General features: G+C 62.9%; 21 protein-coding genes and 1 pseudogene. 12 read left to right on the plus strand and 10 right to left on the minus strand.

All coding sequences use genetic code 11. The features are described 5' to 3' along the window. Window positions 1–74 precede the first annotated feature (74 nt). Entirely contained in the window at window positions 75–1,106 is a 1,032-nt protein-coding gene (locus tag FJ934_RS00085) for a LacI family DNA-binding transcriptional regulator (RefSeq protein ID WP_140606628.1), read from the minus strand. Window positions 1,107–1,298: 192 nt separating this feature from the next. On the opposite strand from FJ934_RS00085, the gene FJ934_RS00090 reads away from it, so the two are divergent. Genes FJ934_RS00090 through FJ934_RS00100 form a run of 3 tightly spaced genes read left to right on the plus strand, consistent with a single transcriptional unit; the run spans window position 1,299 to window position 3,971 of the window. Then, window positions 1,299–2,390: a fatty acid desaturase family protein gene (locus FJ934_RS00090; protein WP_140606629.1), complete on the plus strand. Its 1,092-nt coding sequence runs from the start codon at window positions 1,299–1,301 to the stop codon at window positions 2,388–2,390. Between the two features lie 31 nt (window positions 2,391–2,421). After that, a complete protein-coding gene (locus FJ934_RS00095; RefSeq protein ID WP_140606630.1) occupies window positions 2,422–2,736 on the plus strand; it encodes a MocE family 2Fe-2S type ferredoxin in 315 nt (104 codons plus the stop codon). 5 nt (window positions 2,737–2,741) lie between these two features. Then, window positions 2,742–3,971: an FAD-dependent oxidoreductase gene (locus FJ934_RS00100; RefSeq protein ID WP_140606631.1), complete on the plus strand. Its 1,230-nt coding sequence runs from the start codon at window positions 2,742–2,744 to the stop codon at window positions 3,969–3,971. A gap of 318 nt (window positions 3,972–4,289) precedes the next feature. On the opposite strand, the gene FJ934_RS00105 is transcribed toward FJ934_RS00100, so the two are convergent. The 5 genes and pseudogenes from FJ934_RS00105 to hslV form a co-directional block, all read right to left on the minus strand. Further along, entirely contained in the window at window positions 4,290–5,249 is a 960-nt protein-coding gene (locus FJ934_RS00105; protein ID WP_140606632.1) for a DUF1402 family protein, read from the minus strand. 232 nt (window positions 5,250–5,481) lie between these two features. Further along, the gene (gene hslU, locus FJ934_RS00110; RefSeq protein ID WP_140606633.1) at window positions 5,482–6,792 is read right to left on the minus strand and encodes an ATP-dependent protease ATPase subunit HslU; all 1,311 of its coding nucleotides are present in this window, start codon (window positions 6,790–6,792) and stop codon (window positions 5,482–5,484) included. A gap of 4 nt (window positions 6,793–6,796) precedes the next feature. Then, window positions 6,797–7,396 (minus strand): DUF2585 domain-containing protein, encoded by a 600-nt coding sequence (locus FJ934_RS00115; protein ID WP_140606634.1) that lies wholly within the window; start codon window positions 7,394–7,396, stop codon window positions 6,797–6,799. 3 nt (window positions 7,397–7,399) lie between these two features. Further along, window positions 7,400–7,908, minus strand: a pseudogene (locus tag FJ934_RS00120) (GNAT family N-acetyltransferase). Window positions 7,909–7,980: 72 nt separating this feature from the next. Next, entirely contained in the window at window positions 7,981–8,532 is a 552-nt protein-coding gene (gene hslV, locus FJ934_RS00125) for an ATP-dependent protease subunit HslV (RefSeq protein WP_023765663.1), read from the minus strand. A 244-nt stretch (window positions 8,533–8,776) separates the two neighbouring features. Between hslV and hisB the strand changes: the two genes are divergently transcribed. From hisB to coaA, 9 genes are read left to right on the plus strand one after another with little or no spacing between them, the layout of a single operon-like run. After that, window positions 8,777–9,376: an imidazoleglycerol-phosphate dehydratase HisB gene (gene hisB, locus FJ934_RS00130; RefSeq protein WP_140606635.1), complete on the plus strand. Its 600-nt coding sequence runs from the start codon at window positions 8,777–8,779 to the stop codon at window positions 9,374–9,376. A 4-nt stretch (window positions 9,377–9,380) separates the two neighbouring features. Continuing rightward, window positions 9,381–9,857, plus strand: coding sequence for a DUF2628 domain-containing protein (locus FJ934_RS00135; RefSeq protein ID WP_140606636.1), 477 nt, complete (start codon window positions 9,381–9,383; stop codon window positions 9,855–9,857). Between the two features lies 1 nt (window position 9,858). After that, window positions 9,859–10,509 (plus strand): imidazole glycerol phosphate synthase subunit HisH, encoded by a 651-nt coding sequence (hisH, locus tag FJ934_RS00140; RefSeq protein ID WP_140606637.1) that lies wholly within the window; start codon window positions 9,859–9,861, stop codon window positions 10,507–10,509. A gap of 3 nt (window positions 10,510–10,512) precedes the next feature. Continuing rightward, window positions 10,513–10,803, plus strand: coding sequence for a DUF1330 domain-containing protein (locus tag FJ934_RS00145; protein ID WP_140606638.1), 291 nt, complete (start codon window positions 10,513–10,515; stop codon window positions 10,801–10,803). Window positions 10,804–10,807: 4 nt separating this feature from the next. Beyond that, window positions 10,808–11,557, plus strand: a complete 750-nt coding sequence (gene hisA / locus FJ934_RS00150; RefSeq protein WP_140606639.1) for a 1-(5-phosphoribosyl)-5-[(5-phosphoribosylamino)methylideneamino]imidazole-4-carboxamide isomerase — start codon at window positions 10,808–10,810, stop codon at window positions 11,555–11,557. Then, on the plus strand, window positions 11,554–12,390 hold the full coding sequence (locus FJ934_RS00155) for an arginase family protein (protein WP_140606640.1): 837 nt from the start codon (window positions 11,554–11,556) through the stop codon (window positions 12,388–12,390). The genes hisA and FJ934_RS00155 overlap by 4 nt, the downstream gene beginning before the upstream one ends. Next, window positions 12,387–13,181 (plus strand): imidazole glycerol phosphate synthase subunit HisF, encoded by a 795-nt coding sequence (hisF, locus tag FJ934_RS00160; RefSeq protein ID WP_181165467.1) that lies wholly within the window; start codon window positions 12,387–12,389, stop codon window positions 13,179–13,181. The genes FJ934_RS00155 and hisF overlap by 4 nt, the downstream gene beginning before the upstream one ends. A gap of 60 nt (window positions 13,182–13,241) precedes the next feature. Further along, the gene (locus FJ934_RS00165; RefSeq protein ID WP_140606642.1) at window positions 13,242–13,565 is read left to right on the plus strand and encodes a phosphoribosyl-ATP diphosphatase; all 324 of its coding nucleotides are present in this window, start codon (window positions 13,242–13,244) and stop codon (window positions 13,563–13,565) included. Between the two features lie 25 nt (window positions 13,566–13,590). After that, a complete protein-coding gene (gene coaA / locus FJ934_RS00170) occupies window positions 13,591–14,550 on the plus strand; it encodes a type I pantothenate kinase (RefSeq protein WP_140606643.1) in 960 nt (319 codons plus the stop codon). Window positions 14,551–14,606: 56 nt separating this feature from the next. Here the strand turns inward: coaA and FJ934_RS00175 are convergent, their stop codons facing one another. The 4 genes from FJ934_RS00175 to FJ934_RS00190 all read right to left on the minus strand — a co-directional run bounded on the left by FJ934_RS00175 (window position 14,607) and on the right by FJ934_RS00190 (window position 19,333). Then, complete coding sequence (locus FJ934_RS00175; protein ID WP_140606644.1) at window positions 14,607–16,142, minus strand: DegQ family serine endoprotease; 1,536 nt, start codon at window positions 16,140–16,142, stop codon at window positions 14,607–14,609. A 196-nt stretch (window positions 16,143–16,338) separates the two neighbouring features. Beyond that, window positions 16,339–17,070, minus strand: coding sequence for an MBL fold metallo-hydrolase (locus tag FJ934_RS00180; RefSeq protein ID WP_140606844.1), 732 nt, complete (start codon window positions 17,068–17,070; stop codon window positions 16,339–16,341). 44 nt (window positions 17,071–17,114) lie between these two features. Next, window positions 17,115–18,281 carry a diphosphate--fructose-6-phosphate 1-phosphotransferase gene (locus tag FJ934_RS00185; protein ID WP_140606645.1) on the minus strand — a complete coding sequence of 389 codons (1,167 nt, stop codon included), beginning with the start codon at window positions 18,279–18,281 and terminating at the stop codon, window positions 17,115–17,117. Between the two features lie 284 nt (window positions 18,282–18,565). After that, window positions 18,566–19,333, minus strand: coding sequence for a L,D-transpeptidase (locus FJ934_RS00190; protein ID WP_140606646.1), 768 nt, complete (start codon window positions 19,331–19,333; stop codon window positions 18,566–18,568). Between the last annotated feature and the right edge of the window lie 299 nt (window positions 19,334–19,632).

Below are 19,632 nucleotides of genomic sequence, written 5' to 3' on the forward strand. Positions count from 1 at the left end.
ACGATGCGGCTCCTATCAGCCGTGATGGATTCTTTCATCCTGCCGGCGGGATGCGCCGGGTGTCGAGGTAATCGCTAGATATTCTCGGGCAGATAGATATCGAACGGCAGGAATGTCTGTCCTGGCGCGTTCGCCGCGCCGGTTTCGATGGCATGCGCCATGAGGTCGAGCAATTCGCGGCAAAGTGCGGCCAGCGGCGTGGAGATAACCATCGTCAGGATCCCGTCGGCCAGGGCCGAACGCGAGACCGCCGTGATCTCGTTGCAGACGACCGCCGGCATCTCGGCCGGGTTTGCCTGTCTCAGTGCCGCGACCGCGCCTTCCATGCCGCCGCCGGCGACGTAGCATCCGACCAGATCGGGGTGGCGGCCAAGAAGCTCGAGCAGCGTGTCCTGTGTGATCTGGTTGGCCTCGAGATTGACCAGCGTTTCCAGCAGGGTGAAGTCCGGCGCCTGTTCGCGGAAGAAAGAGCGAAAGCCGATCTCGCGCAGCTCATGCCCGTGGAAACGGTGGCTGCCGACGAACAGCGCGACCTTGCCCGGCCGCTTCGCCGCCTTCGAGATCATCCAGGCCGCAGTACGGCCAACCTTGCGGTTGTCGAGGCCGACATAGCCCTCGCGGATACCGGCTGCGAAGTCGGACAGCAATGAAAAGACCGGCAGTCCCCTGGCTTCCATCTCCTCGACCGTTACCGTCAGTGTCGGGTGATCAGGCCCGACCAGTGCGACGGCCCTGCATTTGGCCGCCAGCTTGCGGGTGCGCTCGACGATCTCGTCCGGCGTCAGCGAATTGGCGAAATCGATGATCGCGACGCCGCGGAAGCACTGCGATTGCGACACCGCGAGTTCGAGCTGCCGCGCGAACTCCGTGTAGAAGACATCATTGCCCCTCAAAAGCAGAAAGCCGAGCCGGTACTCCGGCAGTTCGTGGCGCATCCGCTGCTTGATCAGGCCGGCCGCGTGGTAGCCGATCTCGGTCGCGGTCTCATAGACGCGGCGCGCGGTTTCCTCGCGCACCGGCAGGCGGTTGTTGAGCACGCGGTCCACCGTGGCGACGCTGACGCCCGAGACGCGCGCCAGATCTGATATGGTCGGTCGTTTCGCCATGATCGCCCTCGTTCAATTTCCAACGTCGATACATCATTTTGATAGGAAATGATAGAAACTATCTTTGTGATATTGAGTCTATCACGGGTCAGCGGTATTTTTCAGGCCGAAGCCAGATGGGGTGCCAAAAGGTTGGCACTCGTTCGGGCGAGTGCCCTTGCCCAAGGAGGCAATCATGACCAGGAGGCAATCATGACCGCAACGCCGTCCCGGCGTGACTACAGCCTGATCGGCCGCGACTCCAAGCTCGCCGTGGAAGACGGCTTGTCGGCGGCGGAATGGTATCACACCGATATTCCCCGCAAGCAGATGAAGGAGCTGATGCAGCGCTCCGACGGCCCGGCCATCCGCGACACAGCGATCTGGATTGCCGCGCTGGTCGTCAGCGGCGCCGGCGGCGCCTGGTTCTGGGGCACATGGTGGTGCGTGCCGTTCTTCTTCGTCTATGGCGTCCTCTATGGTTCGTCCACCGATTCACGCTGGCACGAATGCGGCCACGGCACGGCGTTCCGGACGCAATGGATGAATGATGCGGTCTATCAGATCGCCTGCTTCATGATCATGCGCAATCCGGTGACCTGGCGCTGGAGCCACACGCGTCATCACACCGACACTATTATCGTCGGCCGCGACCCGGAAATCTCGGTCATGCGGCCGCCGGACCTGGTGCGCGCCATTCTCGGCTTTGTCGGCGTGCTCGATGCCTGGCATGCGATGAGCGACATGCTGCGCAACGCCGCTGGCAACATCAGCGCGGCCGAAAAGACTTTCATTCCGGAACAGGAGCGAAAGAAGGCGATCCGCATCGCCCGCATCTGGACCGCGATCTATGCCGCGACCATCGCGCTGGCGCTGTATTTCGGCTCGTTCCTGCCTTTGATGCTGGTCGGCCTGCCGAGGCTCTATGGCGCCTGGCATCACGTCATGGTCGGCCTGCTGCAGCATGGCGGCCTTGCCGACAACGTCACCGACCATCGGCTGAACAGCCGCACCGTCTACATGAACCCGATCAGCCGCTTCATCTACTGGAACATGAACTATCATGTGGAGCATCACATGTTCCCGATGGTGCCTTACCATGCGCTGCCGAAGCTGCATGCGCTGATCAAGCACGACCTGCCGGCGCCGACCCCGTCGATCCTGGCGGGCTATCGCGAGATGATCCCGGTCTTCCTGCGCCAGTTGCGCAACGAGGATTATTTTCTGAAGCGCGAATTGCCGCCGACCGCAAGGCCGTACCGCGAGGAATTCCACAACGATGCCGTCGCCGTCGCGGCGGAGTGATGGTGCGATCGAGATTTGCCGGGAGGACTGAATGAGCGACTGGGTCGAGGCCTGTGCTGCTGATGATATCGATGAAGAGGACGTGATGCGCTTCGATCACGGCGGACGTACCTTCGCCATCTATCGCAGCCCGGACGACGAGTACTTCGCCACCGACGGCCTCTGCACGCATGAGAAGGTGCATCTGGCCGACGGCCTGGTGATGGACGACATCATCGAATGTCCCAAGCACAATGGCCGCTTCAACTACAAGACGGGTGCGGCCAGGGGCGCGCCGGTCTGCGTCAACCTCAGGACCTACCCGGTCAAGGTCGACGCCGGCAAAGTTCTCGTTCAGATCGGGTGACGGACATGGCGCGGGGAATGGTCATCATCGGTGCCGGCGAATGCGGCGGGCGGGCCGCCCTTGGATTGCGCGATCTCGGCTATGACGGGCCGGTGACGCTGGTCGGCGACGAACCGCATCTGCCCTACGAGCGTCCGCCTCTGTCCAAGGATGCGATGGCCAGCGACGCGCCTGCCGTCAAGGCGATCGCCAGCGATGGGATGCTGGCCGAAAAGTCGATCCGACATATCCATTCCGTCCAGGCGGTGGCGATCGATCGCGCGGCGCATACGGTGCGTCTGTCGGACGGTTCGGTCCTGCCTTACGACAAGCTGCTGCTGGCCACCGGCTCGACCCCGCGCAAACTGCCGGTGCCCGGTCTCGGCGCGCGCTGCGTCTATCTCAGGACCTTCGCCGACGCGCTGACCATTCGCGCCCATCTCAGTGCCGGCAACCGCATCGCCATCGTCGGCGGCGGCTTCATCGGCCTTGAACTCGCCGCCGCCGCCCGCAAGCTCGGCGCCTCGGTCACTGTCATCGAGGCACAGCCGCGCATTCTGATGCGCGGCGTGCCGACCGAGATTGCCGAAATCATTCACCAGGCGCACATTGCCGAGGACGTCAAAATCCTGTGCGGTGACGGCATTGCGGCCATCGCCGATGACGGCAAGGAAGTGCGCGTGTCGCTTGCGGGCGGACGGGAAATCGCAGCCGATCTCGCCATCATCGGCATCGGCGCCGTGCCGGTGACCGGGCTCGCGGCCGAAGCAGGCCTCACCATAGACAACGGCATTGCCGTCGACGCTGAATTGCGCACGAGCGACCCCGACATCTTCGCCGCCGGCGACTGCTGTTCATTCCCGCTCGCCGTCTATGGCGGTCGGCGCGTGCGGCTGGAAGCCTGGCGCAATGCACAGGAACAGGGCGCGCTTGCTGCAAGAAACATGCTGGGTGCCGGCGAGGCGCATGCGGCGGTGCCGTGGTTCTGGTCGGATCAGTATGGCCTGTCCCTGCAGATCGCTGGTCTAGCGGACGAAGGCCGTTCTGTCGTCCGCCGCGATCTCGGCGACGGCGCCTTCATCCTCTTCCATCTGGCCGGGGATGGCAGGCTGGTGGCGGCCAGCGGCATCGGCCCCGGCAATGCGGTCGCCCGCGACATCAGGCTGGCCGAGATGCTGATCGGCAAGCAGGCCAAGCCCGCGCCGGAGTCATTGGGATCGCAGGCCGTCAAGCTGAAGTCGTTGCTGGCGGCGTAGGGGCGCAGGGCTAATTGTGGAAGTCGGCGCCGCCCCTCATTGCCCTGCCGGGCGTTCGTCGTTCGAAAAGCCAAGCAATTGGCTTTTCGTCCGCTGCGCGGACCACTTCTCAACTCCCCGAATAGTGACGGGGAGAAAGTAGCTGGCCGCAACCTCTCGGCGCCTCTTGCAACGCTGATGATTGGCGAAACCGGCAATGACAGTGCCCTTCTCCCCGTCACTATTCGGGGAGAAGATGCCGGCAGGCAGATGAGGGGCGGCGTAAACGCTGGAAGCCGCGCGACACCGATCCCCCGCAGCACTGAACTTCACTGGACTCTAAAACAGCGCCTTCAGCTCGTCCAATTTGTCGTTGACCAGCCAGCCATAATAATTCTCTTCCGGCAGCTTTTCCGGCTCGCCCGCAGCGCGGCGCTTGTCGTTTTCCGCCTTCAGCGCATAGGCGCGCTGCTCCGGATTGCCGACATTGTAGAGCGTGGCGGTCAGCCCCGGATTGCCCGAAATGTCGAAGCCGGCAATGCTCTTGTAGGCATCGATCGATTTCTTGATCGTCGCGGCGACATAAGGCAGCGTCAGGTCCGGATCCATGATGGTCTTGTAGACCGAGTTGGGATCGCCGACGTCCAGCTTCGGCAGGCCCGACACTTTGTGCACGAGATCGCTCATCTGCAAGGCGGTCAGTGGATTGAGTTGGCCGAGGCCGAAGGTCTGGCCAGCATAGTAGGGCTGGAAGAAAGTGGCGCCGAAGCGGTTGTCGGGGAAATCCTCGCCGCCGACGGTCTTGCCGCGAAACGAATGGTTCCAGACCTGTTCGCGGCATTCCCACAGATCGTAGCTGTCCGAGATTGCACCGCATTTTTTGAATTCCGGCCGCTGTACAAAATCGCTGACATCCTCGCCGTCATACGCAAAGGACAGTTTGCTGGAGAGGTAGGAGATCGCCTTGACGTAGTAGGTCTGCAGCCGGTCGTAGGCGTCGACATTATAGGTGTGCTCGCCGACGATGGCGCCGACAATATGCATAGGATCGATGCCATAGGCGCTTGCTGCCTTCTTGATCTTGCCGCGCAGATCGGCGTCGTTCTGCAGCAGCGCATAGACCTTGCGATACTTCGCCTGGAAGGTGGTGTTGGTCGCTTGCGTGCGCCGGCTGGAGGCGCCGGGAATATCGGGCTGCTCGGCATTTCGGTTTCCCGGCGGCACCAGCGTCGCCGCGTCGGCGGCGAAAAGCGTCGCCGCCAGCGTCAAGCCGAGAATGAACAGGATCAATTTTTTCATGCGCCGCCGCCTACAGTATTGCCGCGCAAACTAGGGTATCGCTCTTGGTCGAGTCGAGAGCGCCCCTTCGGTCGGCGAGACGAAAGGTGGCCAGATGGTACCATCTGGCCACACATTGATTCTTGCCGGAAACGGTGCCGAAGCATCGGTCAAAGTTGTTGGAGCGCCCTTTGCGCGTCCAGAGGACGCGCGGCGCTTCAATCCCGGCGCCGGAACATTCCGGCGCTGGCGTTTAAAGGATGAATCGCGACAAATCTGTGTTTCGCGACAGGTCGCCCACATGCTTCTCGACGTAGGCGGCATCGATGGTGACGGCCGTGCCGTGGCGGTCCGGCGCGTCGTAGGAAATGTCGTCCAGCACCCGCTCCATCACCGTCTGCAGCCGCCTGGCACCGATATTCTCGATGCTGGCGTTGAGGTCGACAGCCACACCGGCAAGCGAATCGATGGCGTCGTCGGTGAAGGTCAGGTCGACACCCTCGGTCTTCATCAGCGCGATATACTGCTTTATCAGGCTGGCCTCGGTCTCGGTCAGGATGCGGACGAAATCCTCCTTCTCCAGCGCGCGCAATTCGACGCGGATCGGCAGGCGGCCCTGCAGTTCCGGCAACAGGTCGGACGGCTTCGAGACGTGGAACGCACCCGATGCGATGAACAGGATATGATCGGTCTTCACCGGTCCATACTTGGTCGCCACCGTCGTGCCTTCGACCAGCGGCAGCAGATCACGTTGCACGCCTTCGCGGGAAGGGCCACCGGAAATGTCGGATCTGGCCGCGATCTTGTCGATCTCGTCGAGGAAGACGATGCCATCGTTTTCCGTCGCATCGAGCGCCCGGCGCACCACCTCGTCCTGGTCGAGCAGCTTGTCGGACTCGTCACTGACCAGCAGGTCGTAGGACTCCTTCACCGTCGTCTTGCGCAGCTTGGTCTTCTTGCCGCCCATCGCCTTCGACAGCATGTCGTTGATGTTGAGCACGCCGATATTGGCGCCCGGCATGCCGGGGATCTCGAAGCCGGGCATGCCGCCATTGCCGGTGTCCGCCACTTCGATCTCGATTTCCTTGTCGTCGAGTTCGCCTTCGCGCAGCTTCTTGCGGAAGGAGTCACGCGTCGCCGGGCTTGCCGTCTTGCCGACCAGCGCCTCCAGCACGCGTTCCTCGGCGTTGATGTGGGCACGCGCCTTGACGTCCTCGCGCATCTTCTCGCGCACCAGGCCGATGGCGATCTCGACAAGGTCGCGCACGATCTGCTCGACATCCCGGCCGACATAGCCGACCTCGGTGAACTTGGTCGCCTCGACCTTGACGAAGGGCGCCCCGGCCAACCGCGCCAAGCGGCGCGAGATCTCGGTCTTGCCGACGCCGGTCGGCCCGATCATCAGAATGTTCTTGGGCATCACCTCTTCGCGCATCTGCCCTTCCAACTGCTGGCGGCGCCAGCGGTTGCGGAGCGCAATGGCCACGGCGCGCTTGGCGTCCTTCTGGCCGATGATGAAGCGGTCGAGTTCCGAAACGATTTCGCGGGGAGAAAATGTGCTCATATCACTAAATTCCACTTTGCCACTGCTTGATGGCCTCGAACGGATGCAGCAGCATGATCACGTTGAGTGTCAGGTTGTCGCGGATAAGGTAGCCGGTACTTAATTCAAAGAGGACGGCGAGGCTGACGATCACCCATATAGGTAGCCTTCGCGCCATGACAAATCCCAGCACCATGGCCAGTGTGTCGGACAGCGAATTGATGATGCTGTCGCCGTAATAGTCGAGCGATATGGTGCCGGCGCGGTAGCGCTCGATGATGAAAGGGCTGTTCTCCAGCAACTCCCAGCCGCCTTCGATCAGGACGGCGAATGCCAGCCGCAAGCCGATCGGCGAGCGCGGGAACAGGAGCCGTGCCAGCGCGTAGAACAGGAAGCCGTGGATGATATGCGAGAAGGTGTACCAGTCCGAAATATGCTGGGAATTCTCGGAACTGTTCACCACGCCATGCCATAGTTTCACATACCCGCAGGTGCAGATCGGCGGATGGCCCATCAGGTAGAGCGTGACGGCCTGGACGGCAATTAGGCTGGCGACGATCAGCAGGCCCATCCGCCAGCTGTTTTCATAGGCCGAAAGACTCTTGTCCTCGTCGGAAATGATCATGCGCTACTGCCCCTCTTCAGCGTCGATCGCCATCAGCACGACGTCGCCATATCGGATCGCCTGCGGTTGATAGGCCTGAATCCGGCCTTTTCATAGGCGCGGATGGCCCGGATATTGGCCGGATCGGGGTCGATGATGACGCGCGGCACGCCTTCCTCGAACAACGCCTCGATGAACTGACGCACGATCGCCGAGCCATGGCCGATGCCGACCAGTTCCGGCCGGCCGATCGAAAGGTCGATGCCCAGCGTGCCGAACGGCTGGTCGGCATAGGGATGGTCGTCTTCCATATGCGGATCGTAGCTCTGCAGATAGGCGATCGGCTTGCCGTCGAACTCGACGATCAGCGGTTCGACGGAAATCGAATCGATATGATCGCGGATCTCGGCGAGTTCGGTCTCCGGATCGTCCAACCACTCCGCGACATGCGGTTCGGCCAGCCAGCCGGCGATCATCGGCAGGTCCTTCTTGGTCACCGGCCGAAAATCATAGCTATGGTCTTGTTTGATCATGATCTTGTCCGAAAACCGGTTGCCAGTTTTCGCTTACGCGGTCCTGCGGTTCGGGGATCATGGCCGGCCTTCTCAGGCGGCATCGAGCGTTTCGACAACGAAATTGTTGTTGGTGTAGACGCAGATGTCGGAAGCGATCTGCATCGCCTTGCGGGCGATCTCCTCGGCATCCTTGTCGGTGTCCATCAGCGCCCGTGCAGCCGCCAGCGCGTAGTTGCCGCCAGAACCGATGGCCATGACGCCAAATTCGGGCTCCAGCACGTCGCCCGTGCCGGTCAGCGCCAGCGACACCGACTTGTCGGCCACCAGCATCATCGCCTCCAGCCGGCGCAGATAGCGGTCGGTGCGCCAGTCCTTGGCGAGCTCGACGCAGGCGCGCGTCAGCTGGTCGGGATATTGTTCAAGTTTGGCTTCCAGCCGTTCCAGAAGCGTGAAGGCATCGGCCGTGGCGCCTGCGAAACCGGCAATCACATTGCCGCCCTTGCCAATGCGGCGCACCTTGCGGGCATTGCCCTTCATGATGGTTTGGCCGAGGCTGACCTGGCCGTCGCCGGCGATCACCACCTTGTTGCCCTTGCGCACCGTCACGATGGTCGTGGCGTGCATGGTCAGATTATCAGACATGTCCTGGCTCCGATTCGCGCGATCCCAAAAAAGGCGATTGGCGCGGTACGAGTAACTTTGATCGGCCATATGTATGCATAGGGCGAACGATTGCAAATCGCCTCTCCGGCAGGGCCGATACCTCTACGCAAGGCAACTGGCAATCGCCGGATCATGCTGGTAGAAGGCTTTCGTTTTCAAGCCCGCGAGCGCTTGAGGCCCGTGAACCGGTCACGATGTGCACCGCTGGGACAAGGATAGAGTGATGGCGCCCCGATCCGCCGAAGCAAGCCGCAAGACCAGGGAAACCGACATCTCCGTGTCGGTCCATGTCGACGGTTCGGGCAAGGCGGACATTGCGACGGGCGTCGGCTTCTTCGACCACATGCTGGACCAGCTCTCGCGCCATTCGCTGATCGACATGACCGTCAAGGCCAAGGGCGACCTGCATATCGACGATCACCACACGGTCGAGGATACCGGCATCGCGCTCGGCCAGGCCTTGACCAAGGCGCTGGGCGAGCGGCGCGGCATCATGCGCTATGCCTCGATCGACCTTGCCATGGACGAAACGCTGACGCGCGCGGCGATCGACGTGTCCGGCCGTCCGTTCCTGGTCTGGAATGTGTCGTTCTCGTCGCCGAAGATCGGCACCTTCGACACCGAACTGGTGCGGGAATTCTTCCAGGCGCTGGCGCAGAATGCAGGCATCACGCTGCATGTCACCAATCATTATGGCGCCAACAACCACCATATCGCCGAGACCTGTTTCAAGGCGGTGGCGCGTGCGTTGCGCGCGGCACTGGAGCGCGACCCGCGCCAGCCGGACGCGGTTCCCTCCACCAAGGGATCTTTGAAGGGATAGCCTCATGGCCACCTATGTCGTGATGGAACCGCCCAGCCGCGGCGAAAAGGTCGACACAACGGCCTTCATCCGCGATGGCTTCACCTGGCTCGGTCTCCTGGTGCCACCGCTGTGGTTTGCCTGGAACCGGCTGTGGATCGAAGCGGCGCTCACCTTCGTCGTCATGGCTGTGCTTTCGATGCTTGGCCAAGGACTTGGCCTTGGACTGGCCGGCTCGCTGCTGTCGCTGCTCGTCTCGCTCTATGTCGGCCTGGAGGGGCAGGGGCTGCGCATTGCGGCACTCCGCCGGCGCGGCTGGCACGAGTGGGGCGTCGTTGAGGCCGGCTGGTTGGACGACGCCGACACGCGTTATGCGCTGGAGGTCGAGAAGCATCCGGAGGAAGCACCACCAGCACCGCGAATGGTTCCGGATGCCGCCCTGGCGCGCCCGGCGCAGCCCGGGATGGCACTGGGGCTGACCCACATTCCGGGACGGCGCTGACATGCGGGTTGCGATCATCGATTACGGTTCGGGCAATCTGCGCTCGGCCACCAAGGCCTTCGAGCGTGCCGCGCGTGAAGCTGGCATTGCGACTGAGATCGGCCTGACGGCCGATGCCGAACGGGTGCGCAGCGCCGACCGCATCGTCCTGCCCGGCGTCGGCGCCTATGCCGACTGCGCGGCTGGCTTGCGTGCTGTCCCCGGCATGTGGGAAGCGGTGGAAGAGGTGGCGATTGCCAAGGGGCGGCCGTTCCTTGGCATCTGCGTCGGCATGCAACTGATGTCGGAGCGTGGCCTGGAAAAGACCGTGACGAACGGCTTTGGCTGGATATCGGGCGATGTCAAGGAAATCACGCTGGCCGATCCGGCGCTGAAGATCCCGCAGATCGGCTGGAATACGATCGAACTCACGCGCCAGCATCCGCTGTTTGCCGGCATTCCAACAGGGCCGCACGGGCTGCATGCCTATTTCGTCCATTCCTATCATCTTGATGCAAAAAAGCCGGACGAAGTGCTGGCTGTGGCCGACTATGGTGGCCCGGTGACAGCGACAGTCGCCCGCGGCAATCTCGTCGGTACGCAGTTCCATCCTGAAAAGAGCCAGGCGCTCGGCCTGGCGCTGATCGCCAATTTCCTGCGCTGGAGGCCCTAGATCATGAGCAAGAAGGGCTATTGGATGGCGATGATCGATGTTCGCGATCCCGAATTGTACAAACAGTACATCGAGGCCAATGCCGCGGCCTTTGCGAAATATGGCGCGAAATTCGCTGTGCGGGCCGGCCGCCATGAAAATCCGGAAGGGCCGACCGGCAACCGCCATGTACTGGTCGAGTTCGATTCCTTCGACAAGGCGGTCGAATGCTATCATTCGCCCGAATATCAGCATGCTTCGAAGTTCCGGCTTGCCGCCTCGACCGGTCATTTCGTCATCGTTGAAGGCGCCTGAACGAATGATCCTGTTTCCAGCCATCGACCTCAAGGACGGCCAATGCGTGCGCCTCAAACACGGCGACATGGCGACCGCAACCATCTACAACGATGATCCTGCCGCGCAGGCGAGAGCCTTCGAGGAACAGGGCTTCGAATGGCTGCACGTCGTTGACCTCAACGGTGCTTTCAAGGGCCAGAGCGTCAACAGCGCCGCGGTCGACGCCATTCTCAAGGCGACGAAGAATCCGGTGCAGCTTGGCGGCGGCATCCGCACGCTGGAGCAGATCGAGGACTGGCTCGATCGTGGCCTGGCCCGCGTCATTCTCGGCACGGTCGCCGTGCGCGATCCCGATCTGGTCAAGCAGGCCTGCAAGGCCTTTCCGGGCAAGATCGCCGTCGGCATCGACGCCAAGGGCGGCAAGGTTGCGGTCGAGGGCTGGGCGGAAGCCTCCAGCCTCGGCGTCATCGAACTCGCCAGGAAATTCGAGGGTGTGGGTGTGGCCGCCATCATCTACACCGATATCGACCGCGACGGCGTGCTCACCGGCATCAACTGGAACGCCACCATCGACCTCGCCGAAGCCGTGTCGATCCCGGTCATCGCCTCCGGCGGACTGGCCTCGATCGCCGACATCGTGCGCATGACCATGCCGGATGCGCAGAAGCTCGAGGGCGCCATTTCCGGGCGCGCGCTCTATGACGGCCGTATCGACCCGGCCGAGGCGCTGGCGATCCTGCAAGGCAAGGCGGCGGTGGAGACGCGGTTGTGAAAATCTCCATCATTCTCGCCTCTTATGATAGCGGGCACTATCACGGCGGCATGGGCCAAGGGCCGGATGCGCTGATATCGGGCGGGTTGGTCGACGCGCTGACCATGGCCGGTCACGACGTCGTCGTCGAGGATATCGGCAAGGTCGGCGATGACCAGGAACGCGAGATCGCCACCGGCTTTGCCGTCTGCAACGCCGTCTCCGGCGAGGTCCGCATTGCCATCGACAGGGGACGGTTTCCCATCGTGCTTGCCGGCAACTGCCTGACATCAGCTGGTGCCGTAGCCGGCGAAGGCGCCGATGCGATCATCTGGGCCGACCAGCATGGCGACCTCAACACGCCCGAAACCTCCACATACGGCTTCCTCGACGGCATGGCGCTGGCGACCGTGCTTGGCCTGTGCTGGCGCCCGATGGCGGGGTCCATTCCAGGCTTCAGGCCGATCGATCCCCAGCGTTGCGTGCTCGTCAACGCGCGCGATCTCGATCCGGCGGAGAAAAAACTTCTCGAGACTTTGCCCGTCATCCAGACGGAATGTCCTGGCTGGGCGCAGGCGACGGAAAAGCTGAAGACCGCCGGCGCCGAAAGGGTGCACATGCATATCGATCTCGACGTGCATGACCCGAAGGATCTGCAGGTAAACCGCTACGTCACCCCCGGCGGTCCGAACCCGGAACAGTTGCGCGACGCGACCTGTGCCATGGCGCTTTCGGTGCCGGTCGTTGGCATCACCGTTTCCGCGTACGATCCGGCCTTCGATGCCCAGGGCGATGTGCCGCCGATGGTCGGCCAGTTGCTCAACGATCTCATCGCCACGATAGAGGGCCGCTGATGCTGAAAGCCCGCGTCATCCCTTGCCTCGACGTCAAGGACGGCCGCGTCGTCAAGGGTGTCAACTTCGTCGATCTCGTCGACGCCGGCGATCCGGTCGAGGCGGCCAAGGCCTATGACGCCGCCGGCGCCGACGAATTGTGCTTTCTCGACATCACGGCGTCGTCGGACAATCGCGAGACCATCTTCGATGTCGTTGCCCGCACCGCCGAGCAGTGCTTCATGCCGCTGACCGTTGGCGGCGGCGTGCGCCAGGTCGCCGATATCAGGAAGCTGCTTTTGGCCGGCGCCGACAAGGTGTCGATCAACACGGCGGCGGTGAAAAACCCGGATTTCGTCGCCGAGGCCGCCGACAAGTTCGGCAACCAGTGCATCGTTGTCGCCATCGACGCCAAGAAAGTGTCCGGCCCCGGCGAGACCGACCGCTGGGAGATCTTCACCCATGGCGGGCGCGAGAAGACAGGCATCGACGCGGTCGAATTCGCCCGGAAAATGGTCGATCGCGGCGCCGGCGAGATCCTGCTGACCTCCATGGACCGCGACGGCACCAAGGCCGGCTATGATATTGCGCTCACCCGCGCGATTGCGGATGCGGTGCGCGCGCCGGTCATCGCGTCCGGCGGTGTCGGCACGCTCGATCACATGGTTGAAGGCATTCGCGATGGTCATGCCGGTGCCGTGCTCGCCGCATCTATCTTCCATTTCGGCACCTATACGATCGCCGAAGCCAAGGCGCATATGGCCGAGGCCGGCCTGCCGATGCGGCTGGACTCCCTCGGCAACAGGTCCTAGAGCATGATCCCGAAGCCGGCTTTCGGGAAAGATCAGGCCTAAACAAGAAGATAGGCAGGCATGGCCGAGTTTTCTCTGTCCGATCTGGAAAAAATCGTCCGGGAGCGCGCCGAGTCCGGCGATCCCGACTCGTGGACGGCAAAACTGTTCGCGCGCGGCATCGACAAGGCGGCACAGAAGCTCGGCGAGGAGGCGGTCGAGACGGTGATCGCCGCTGTTCACGGCGACAAGCCGGCTCTCGTTTCGGAAAGTGCCGATCTCCTATATCATTGGCTTGTCGTTCTCGGCATTTCGGGTGTGCCGTTGGGCGACGTGCTCAAGGAGCTTGAGAGCCGCACCGGGCGCTCGGGCATCGCCGAGAAGGCGTCGCGGCCCAAGGGCTGATCGCGAGGAAGGGACAGGAAACTCGATGGATCAGCTCGCGCAAACCGAGAAATATTCCCCCTTTCGTTTCTTCTCGGCCGAGCAATGGTCGCAATTCCGCGCCGACACGCCGCTGACGCTGAGCGAGGACGAGTTCCGCCGCCTGCGTTCGCTCAACGATCCGGTCGACCTCGAAGAGGTCAAGCGCATCTATCTGTCGCTGTCGCGGCTTTTGTCCGCCCATGTCGAGGCGAGTCAGCTTCTGTTCCGGCAGCGCCAGGCCTTCTTCAACGCCGTCGACGTGGTCAAGACGCCGTTCATCATTGGCGTCGCCGGTTCCGTCGCGGTCGGCAAATCGACCACGGCGCGCGTGCTGAAGGAACTCCTGGCCCGCTGGCCGTCGAGTCCCAAGGTCGATCTCATCACCACCGACGGCTTCCTGCTGCCCAATGAGGTGCTGCGCCGCGAAAACCTGATGGAACGCAAGGGTTTTCCCGACAGCTACGATGTCGGCGCGCTGCTGCGCTTCCTCTCGGGCATCAAATCGGCGCAGAGCAGCGTCCAGGCGCCGGTTTATTCGCATCTCACCTATGACGTCATTCCCGGCGAGTTCGTCACCATCGATCGCCCGGATATCCTGATCTTCGAAGGTATCAATGTCCTGCAACCGGGCAAGCTGCCGCAGGACGGCAAGATCGTGCCTTTTCTGTCGGACTTCTTCGATTTCGCCATCTACATCGATGCCGACGAGAAGCTGATCCATCAGTGGTATATCTCGCGCTTCATGCGGTTGCGCGAGACCGCTTTCCGCAATCCGGACTCCTTCTTCCATCGCTATTCGCAGCTGTCGGAGGATTCGGCCCGCGCGATCGCGGAGGGCCTGTGGACCAACATCAATCTGAAGAACCTGCGCGAGAACATCCTGCCGACGCGCGCCCGCGCCGACCTGATCCTGCGCAAGGGCGCCGACCATCTGGTCGAGGAAGTGGCGCTGCGCAAACTGTAACGGCGGGCTCGTCGCCGACGAGCCCGCCACGCCGCTGTTCAAATCAGCGCCACGGCTCAGCCATTGGCGAATGGCACGGCGACGTAGATCTGGCCACCGTCGCGTTCCACCAGCAGCAACACCGATTTGCGGCCTGATTTGCTGGCCTGGGCGATCGCCTGTGTCACTTGTCTGACGCTCTTCACCGGCGCCTGATTGACGGCGACGATGATATCGCCAGGCTGGATGCCGGCGGCGGCCGCCGGCTTGTCGGGATTGACGCTCGCAACCACCGCCCCATGCTCATTCTCGGCGAGGTTCATCTGCTGGCGGATATCGGGTGTGATGTCCATCAGGCCGAGGCCGATCGCCGGCGCGCGCGTGCCCTGCTCGGCGCTCGGCGCGCCGGAATTGCCATTCGATGCCGTCTTCACCTCGTCCTGGTTGCGCCCGACATCGACGGAAATCTGCATGGCCTTGCCCTTGCGCCAGACCTGAAGCGTTTCCTTGACGCCCGGCGCGACGTCGGCGACGGCCCGCGACAGGTCCTTGGGGTCTTTCACGTCCTGTCCGGCGAAGCCGGTGATGACATCGCCACTCTCGACGCCTGCCTTGGCCGCGGGCGAGCCATCATTGACCTGAGAGACCAGTGCGCCGCCGGGATGATCGAGCCCGATGGCGCTGGCTACATCCGGGGTCACAGGCTGGATCTCGACGCCGAGATAGCCGTATTCGATGTTGCCGCCCTTCATCAGCTTGGCGACCACCTTCTGGGCCTGGTCGGACGGAATGGCGAAACCGACGCCGACGCTGCCGCCGTTGGGTGAGTAGATCGCCGTGTTGATGCCGACGACATTGCCGTTCACGTCGACCAGTGGGCCACCGGAATTGCCGTGGTTGATCGGAGCATCGATCTGGATGAAATCGTCGAACGGTCCGCTGTGCAGGTCGCGGCCTCGCGCCGAGACGATGCCGGAGGTGACGGTGGTGCCGATGCCGAACGGATTGCCGATCGCCAGCACCTGGTCGCCGGTCATCAGCTTGTCGGAATCGCCCCATTTTATGGTGGGCAGCGGCTTGTCGGTCTTGATCTTGAGCACCGCCAGATCGTTCTTGGCATCGTGCCCGACCAGCGTGGCCGGAAGCTCGGTGCCGTCGTCGAGCGTGACCTTGATCGAAGTGGCGCCGTCGACGACGTGGTTGTTGGTCACGATGGTGCCATCCGCGCCCACGATGAAGCCGGATCCGAGGGCTTCCTGGCGCGGTACCTGCTGGGGCGGCGTTCTGGGCATCGGAGCGCCCTGATCACCGAAAAACTGGCGGAAATAGTCATCGAAAGGCGAATTGCCGCCGAAGGGCGAGGGTTCGCCCATGGTTTGTGCCTGTGCCTTCATGACCGTTGTGACCGTCACGACGGCCGGCTTGGTGGTGGCCACGACCGGCGCCAGCGAACCATTAGGGGCCTTGGTCCCCACGACGGGGGTCTGGGTCGTCGCAGCGACGGTGCTCAAGCCGGTGTTGCCGGTGTTCTGGGCGAATGTGACGACGACGGGGGAGATGATCAGCGCAGCGCCCAGCAGGGCCGCGACGCGATGTCTGCGAAGAATGCTCATGGGTGACATGGTCGTTCTGTCCGGGCGAGCGTTGAACCGGCGCCGCAGGCGCACTTGGGAGCCGCGCCTGTCGGCGTGTCGACCACCGGGATCGCCTGCCTCGCCGTACATGGCGGCCGGCCGGATCGACAACCAGTTATCTAGGGCGTGGATCGGCCTGATTTAGGGTTTTGAGCCGACCTTACGAAGATTTAATTCAGCACGGGCTCACGGACCCGTCATGGCGATTAAGATAGGCCGACGCGATCTCGCGCATGCGCTTGCCGTCGAAGCTCGGGCCATGGCCGCCATGGCCGATACGGATCGGCAGGTCGAGCAGGCGCCGCATGGTGCTGATATAGGCGGCGCGGTCGGAATCCGGCAGATCGTCGATCAGCGTGTCGTCGTAGATGGCATCGCCACTGAAGAACAGGCCGTCGGCCTCGTCGAACAGCGCGATCGAATCCGGCGAATGTCCAGGCAGATGCAGGACGCGGAAGTGCCGGTCGCCGAGATCGACGACGTCGCCTTCGCCAAGCGTCCGCGTCAATGGCGCCGGCGGTATCTTGTAATCAGCCGACCTCCAGCCTGGCGCCGGCAGTTTCGAGACGGCGCCTTCGAGGTTGTGGAACATGTAGGCGTAGGTCGCCGCCTCATCCATGGTTTCGAACTGCGCCGCACTCATGCTTGGCCCGGCCCGCAGCGGAAATTCGTGCAGCGAGCCGACATGGTCGAGATGGATGTGCGTCGCGACCACCAGAAGCGGCTTGCCATTTGGCGTCCCGATCTCCGGCGCCAGCGGACAGATGCCCATGCCGGTGTCGACCAGAAGGTCGGCGTCGCGGCCGTGCAGATGCCAGATATTGGCGCGCACATAGCCATGCACGAACGGTTCGGTCAGCATCGTCGTCTTCTCGTCGACGATACTCTTGCTGAACCAGTCCGGCATTGCCGGCATCATGTGTGAGCCGGACATCAAGTGTGAGCCGGGCATTAGACGAACGGTTTCCCGACCTTGTATTTTTCCGGCACCAGCCGCTTGAGGTAGGCCATGCCGGCATCGGACAGCTGGTTGACGTCGGCCTTCATGAAATTATCCGGCATGTGGCGGGTCTTGCCGGCGACATTCTTCAGCGGCACCTTCTTCAACACCGTTTTGGTGCCGTCATATTGCAGCGCCACGGAGCCGCCGCCCTGTTCGGCGACAGAGACGGCGAAGGCTCCGGCATCGAAAGCCTCCTGCGCATCGACCGCGCTGATAGCGCCGACATAGCCGCGCGGCATGTAGCCAAGGGCATCGACGCGGGCACGCTTGCCTGGCAGTCCGTCGGCCAGGGCCCTTTCAAGCGCCGCCGGCAGGTCGCTGCCCGACAGCTTGACGTTGCCATGCTGGTCCCGTTCCAGTTTCTCCGGGGGCACCAGGCTTTCGACCAATGCCTTGCCGTCGGCGGTGCTGACGCCTTCCGACACGGCGACGATGCAGCGCTTGTGGCGGTCGAGCGTGGCGCGCACATCGTCGATGAAGCCGGCCGCCGAGAACGCCCGCTCCGGCACGTAGACAAGGTGCGGGCCGCTGTCGGGATCAAGCTGCCAGGCCGCGGCCGCCGCGGTCAGGAAACCGGCATGCCGGCCCATGACGATGCCGACATAGATGCCGGGCAGGGCGCGAAAATCGAGGTCCACGGACAGGAAGGCGCCGGCAACGAATTCGGCCGCCGAGATGAAGCCCGGCGTATGGTCGTTCTCCTCGAGATCATTGTCGATGGTCTTGGGCGCATGGACAAAGGCGATCTTGCCGCCGGCGGCGTCGGTCAGGATCTGCTGCGTGCCCGACGTGTCGTTGCCGCCGATATAGATGAAGGCGTCGGCGCCGGCCTTCTGCAGGCCTTTGAGGATGACCTCGCAATAGGCGGCATCCGGCTTGTCGCGCGTCGAGCCCAGCGCCGCGCTTGGCGTTCCGGCAATCAGCCGCAGCCGGTCCTCCGGGATGGCGGAGAGGTCGACATAATTGCCGTCTCGGATGCCGCGCACACCGTGGATGGAGCCCAGCACCTTGGCGCCGGGGTGCCTTTTGCGGATCTCCAGCGTGGCGCCCACAACCGTCTGGTTGATGACGGCGGTCGGGCCGCCGCCCTGCGCGATGACGAAGGTTCCGGCCATGCTTGATCTCTCCCTAGAGCCTAGAGCACGATGCCGAAAAGTGTGAAGCAGTTTTCGGACGACATCATGTTCTATTTTCTGAATTTGGAGACAGATTCAGATTCCAGGTCGAATGGACCTGAAATCACCCGGCTCCAGGCGATGGTTTTCAGGCCACCTTCGCCTGTCTTGCGGCGTCGCGCAACGGCAGAATCCGGAGCATGATCCCGAAAAATAGGGATCGGTTTTCGGAAAAGATCATGCTCAAACCAGAACAGAAGGCGGCCGCCGGCCGCCTGAAACGATCAGACGACGACGACCGGGTTCTTCTTCGAAACGCGGCTGTAGAGGTCGATGATGTCCTGGTTGATCAGGCGCACGCAGCCCGACGACATCGCCTGGCCGATGCTCCACCACTCGGGCGAGCCGTGGATGCGGTAGCCCGTATCCTTGCCGTTCTGGTAGATGTAGAGCGCGCGGGCGCCGAGCGGATTGGTGAGGCCGCCGGGCTGGCCGCCCTGCCATTTCACCAGTTCAGGCTTGCGGGCGATCATTTCGCGCGGCGGCGTCCAGGTCGGCCATTCCCGGCCGTACTGGATGTTGGCGCGGCCCGACCAGCGGAAGCCGTCCTTGCCGATGCCGACGCCGTAGCGGATGGCGTCGCCGCCAGTCTGGACGAGATAGAGCTTGCGCTCCTGCAGGCGCACGACGATGGTGCCGGGTGCCTCGCCGGTAGGATCGACGACGATCTGGCGGCGGAATTCCGGCTTGACCTTAAGGTAAGGTACGTCGGGCACGTTGAAGCCGCCATCGGTCAAACCGGCATACATGACGTCGGGGCTGGTGATGTTCTTGTCGACACTGATCGCCGGGCGGATCGGAGGCACCGCGCCGGTGACCGTATCGTCGAGCTGAAGTGCCGGCAGACCCCCGCCCGAGGTCGAGCAGCCGGCGACGCCGAGCAAAGCCAATGCGCCTGCGCCAGACAAAATGGCGCGGCGGGAGAGAAGAATATCGGTTTCGATCGCGTCGCCGTTTCGTGATGGCGTCGGACCTTGCGGCAACTCACGCATATACCCAACCCTACGCTGTCGGCGGGAAGCACGGTCCGGCCAATGTCAGGCATTTTCGTCATTCATGGTTGATAAAGCGTGAATGCCTTGCACCGCCTGCATTTGCGCGCCGCCTGGCGGCGTCCGGCCACACCCGGCGGCGGCCGACCGGGCGTTCCTGCATAAAAACACCCAGGTCAGGCCATAATGCCGGCGCCGGCCTTTCCTAAGGACCGGCCGATCAGTGAGGGGTCTCCATGTGCAAGACGTTAAAAACCGACATCAAGCTTTTTGCCCCTGCCATTATCGCGGCTATGGTT

Origin of the sequence: Mesorhizobium sp. B2-4-12, assembly GCF_006441575.1 — a bacterium.
GTDB lineage: Bacteria > Pseudomonadota > Alphaproteobacteria > Rhizobiales > Rhizobiaceae > Mesorhizobium.

Bases quoted from the DNA above. Each gene is read 5' to 3' on its own strand.
- hslV (WP_023765663.1), bottom strand. From the start codon at position 8,532: ATGTCTGATAATCTGACCATGCACGCCACGACCATCGTGACGGTGCGC.
- FJ934_RS00135 (WP_140606636.1), top strand. From the start codon at position 9,381: ATGGCCACCTATGTCGTGATGGAACCGCCCAGCCGCGGCGAAAAGGTC.
- FJ934_RS00175 (WP_140606644.1), bottom strand. From the start codon at position 16,142: ATGAGCATTCTTCGCAGACATCGCGTCGCGGCCCTGCTGGGCGCTGCG.
- hisB (WP_140606635.1), top strand. From the start codon at position 8,777: ATGGCGCCCCGATCCGCCGAAGCAAGCCGCAAGACCAGGGAAACCGAC.
- FJ934_RS00190 (WP_140606646.1), bottom strand. From the start codon at position 19,333: ATGCGTGAGTTGCCGCAAGGTCCGACGCCATCACGAAACGGCGACGCG.
- FJ934_RS00165 (WP_140606642.1), top strand. From the start codon at position 13,242: ATGGCCGAGTTTTCTCTGTCCGATCTGGAAAAAATCGTCCGGGAGCGC.
- hslU (WP_140606633.1), bottom strand. From the start codon at position 6,792: ATGAGCACATTTTCTCCCCGCGAAATCGTTTCGGAACTCGACCGCTTC.
- hisH (WP_140606637.1), top strand. From the start codon at position 9,859: ATGCGGGTTGCGATCATCGATTACGGTTCGGGCAATCTGCGCTCGGCC.
- FJ934_RS00095 (WP_140606630.1), top strand. From the start codon at position 2,422: ATGAGCGACTGGGTCGAGGCCTGTGCTGCTGATGATATCGATGAAGAG.
- FJ934_RS00180 (WP_140606844.1), bottom strand. From the start codon at position 17,070: ATGCCGGACTGGTTCAGCAAGAGTATCGTCGACGAGAAGACGACGATG.
- FJ934_RS00185 (WP_140606645.1), bottom strand. From the start codon at position 18,281: ATGGCCGGAACCTTCGTCATCGCGCAGGGCGGCGGCCCGACCGCCGTC.
- FJ934_RS00115 (WP_140606634.1), bottom strand. From the start codon at position 7,396: ATGATCATTTCCGACGAGGACAAGAGTCTTTCGGCCTATGAAAACAGC.
- hisA (WP_140606639.1), top strand. From the start codon at position 10,808: ATGATCCTGTTTCCAGCCATCGACCTCAAGGACGGCCAATGCGTGCGC.
- FJ934_RS00100 (WP_140606631.1), top strand. From the start codon at position 2,742: ATGGCGCGGGGAATGGTCATCATCGGTGCCGGCGAATGCGGCGGGCGG.
- FJ934_RS00145 (WP_140606638.1), top strand. From the start codon at position 10,513: ATGAGCAAGAAGGGCTATTGGATGGCGATGATCGATGTTCGCGATCCC.
- FJ934_RS00090 (WP_140606629.1), top strand. From the start codon at position 1,299: ATGACCGCAACGCCGTCCCGGCGTGACTACAGCCTGATCGGCCGCGAC.
- FJ934_RS00105 (WP_140606632.1), bottom strand. From the start codon at position 5,249: ATGAAAAAATTGATCCTGTTCATTCTCGGCTTGACGCTGGCGGCGACG.
- coaA (WP_140606643.1), top strand. From the start codon at position 13,591: ATGGATCAGCTCGCGCAAACCGAGAAATATTCCCCCTTTCGTTTCTTC.
- FJ934_RS00085 (WP_140606628.1), bottom strand. From the start codon at position 1,106: ATGGCGAAACGACCGACCATATCAGATCTGGCGCGCGTCTCGGGCGTC.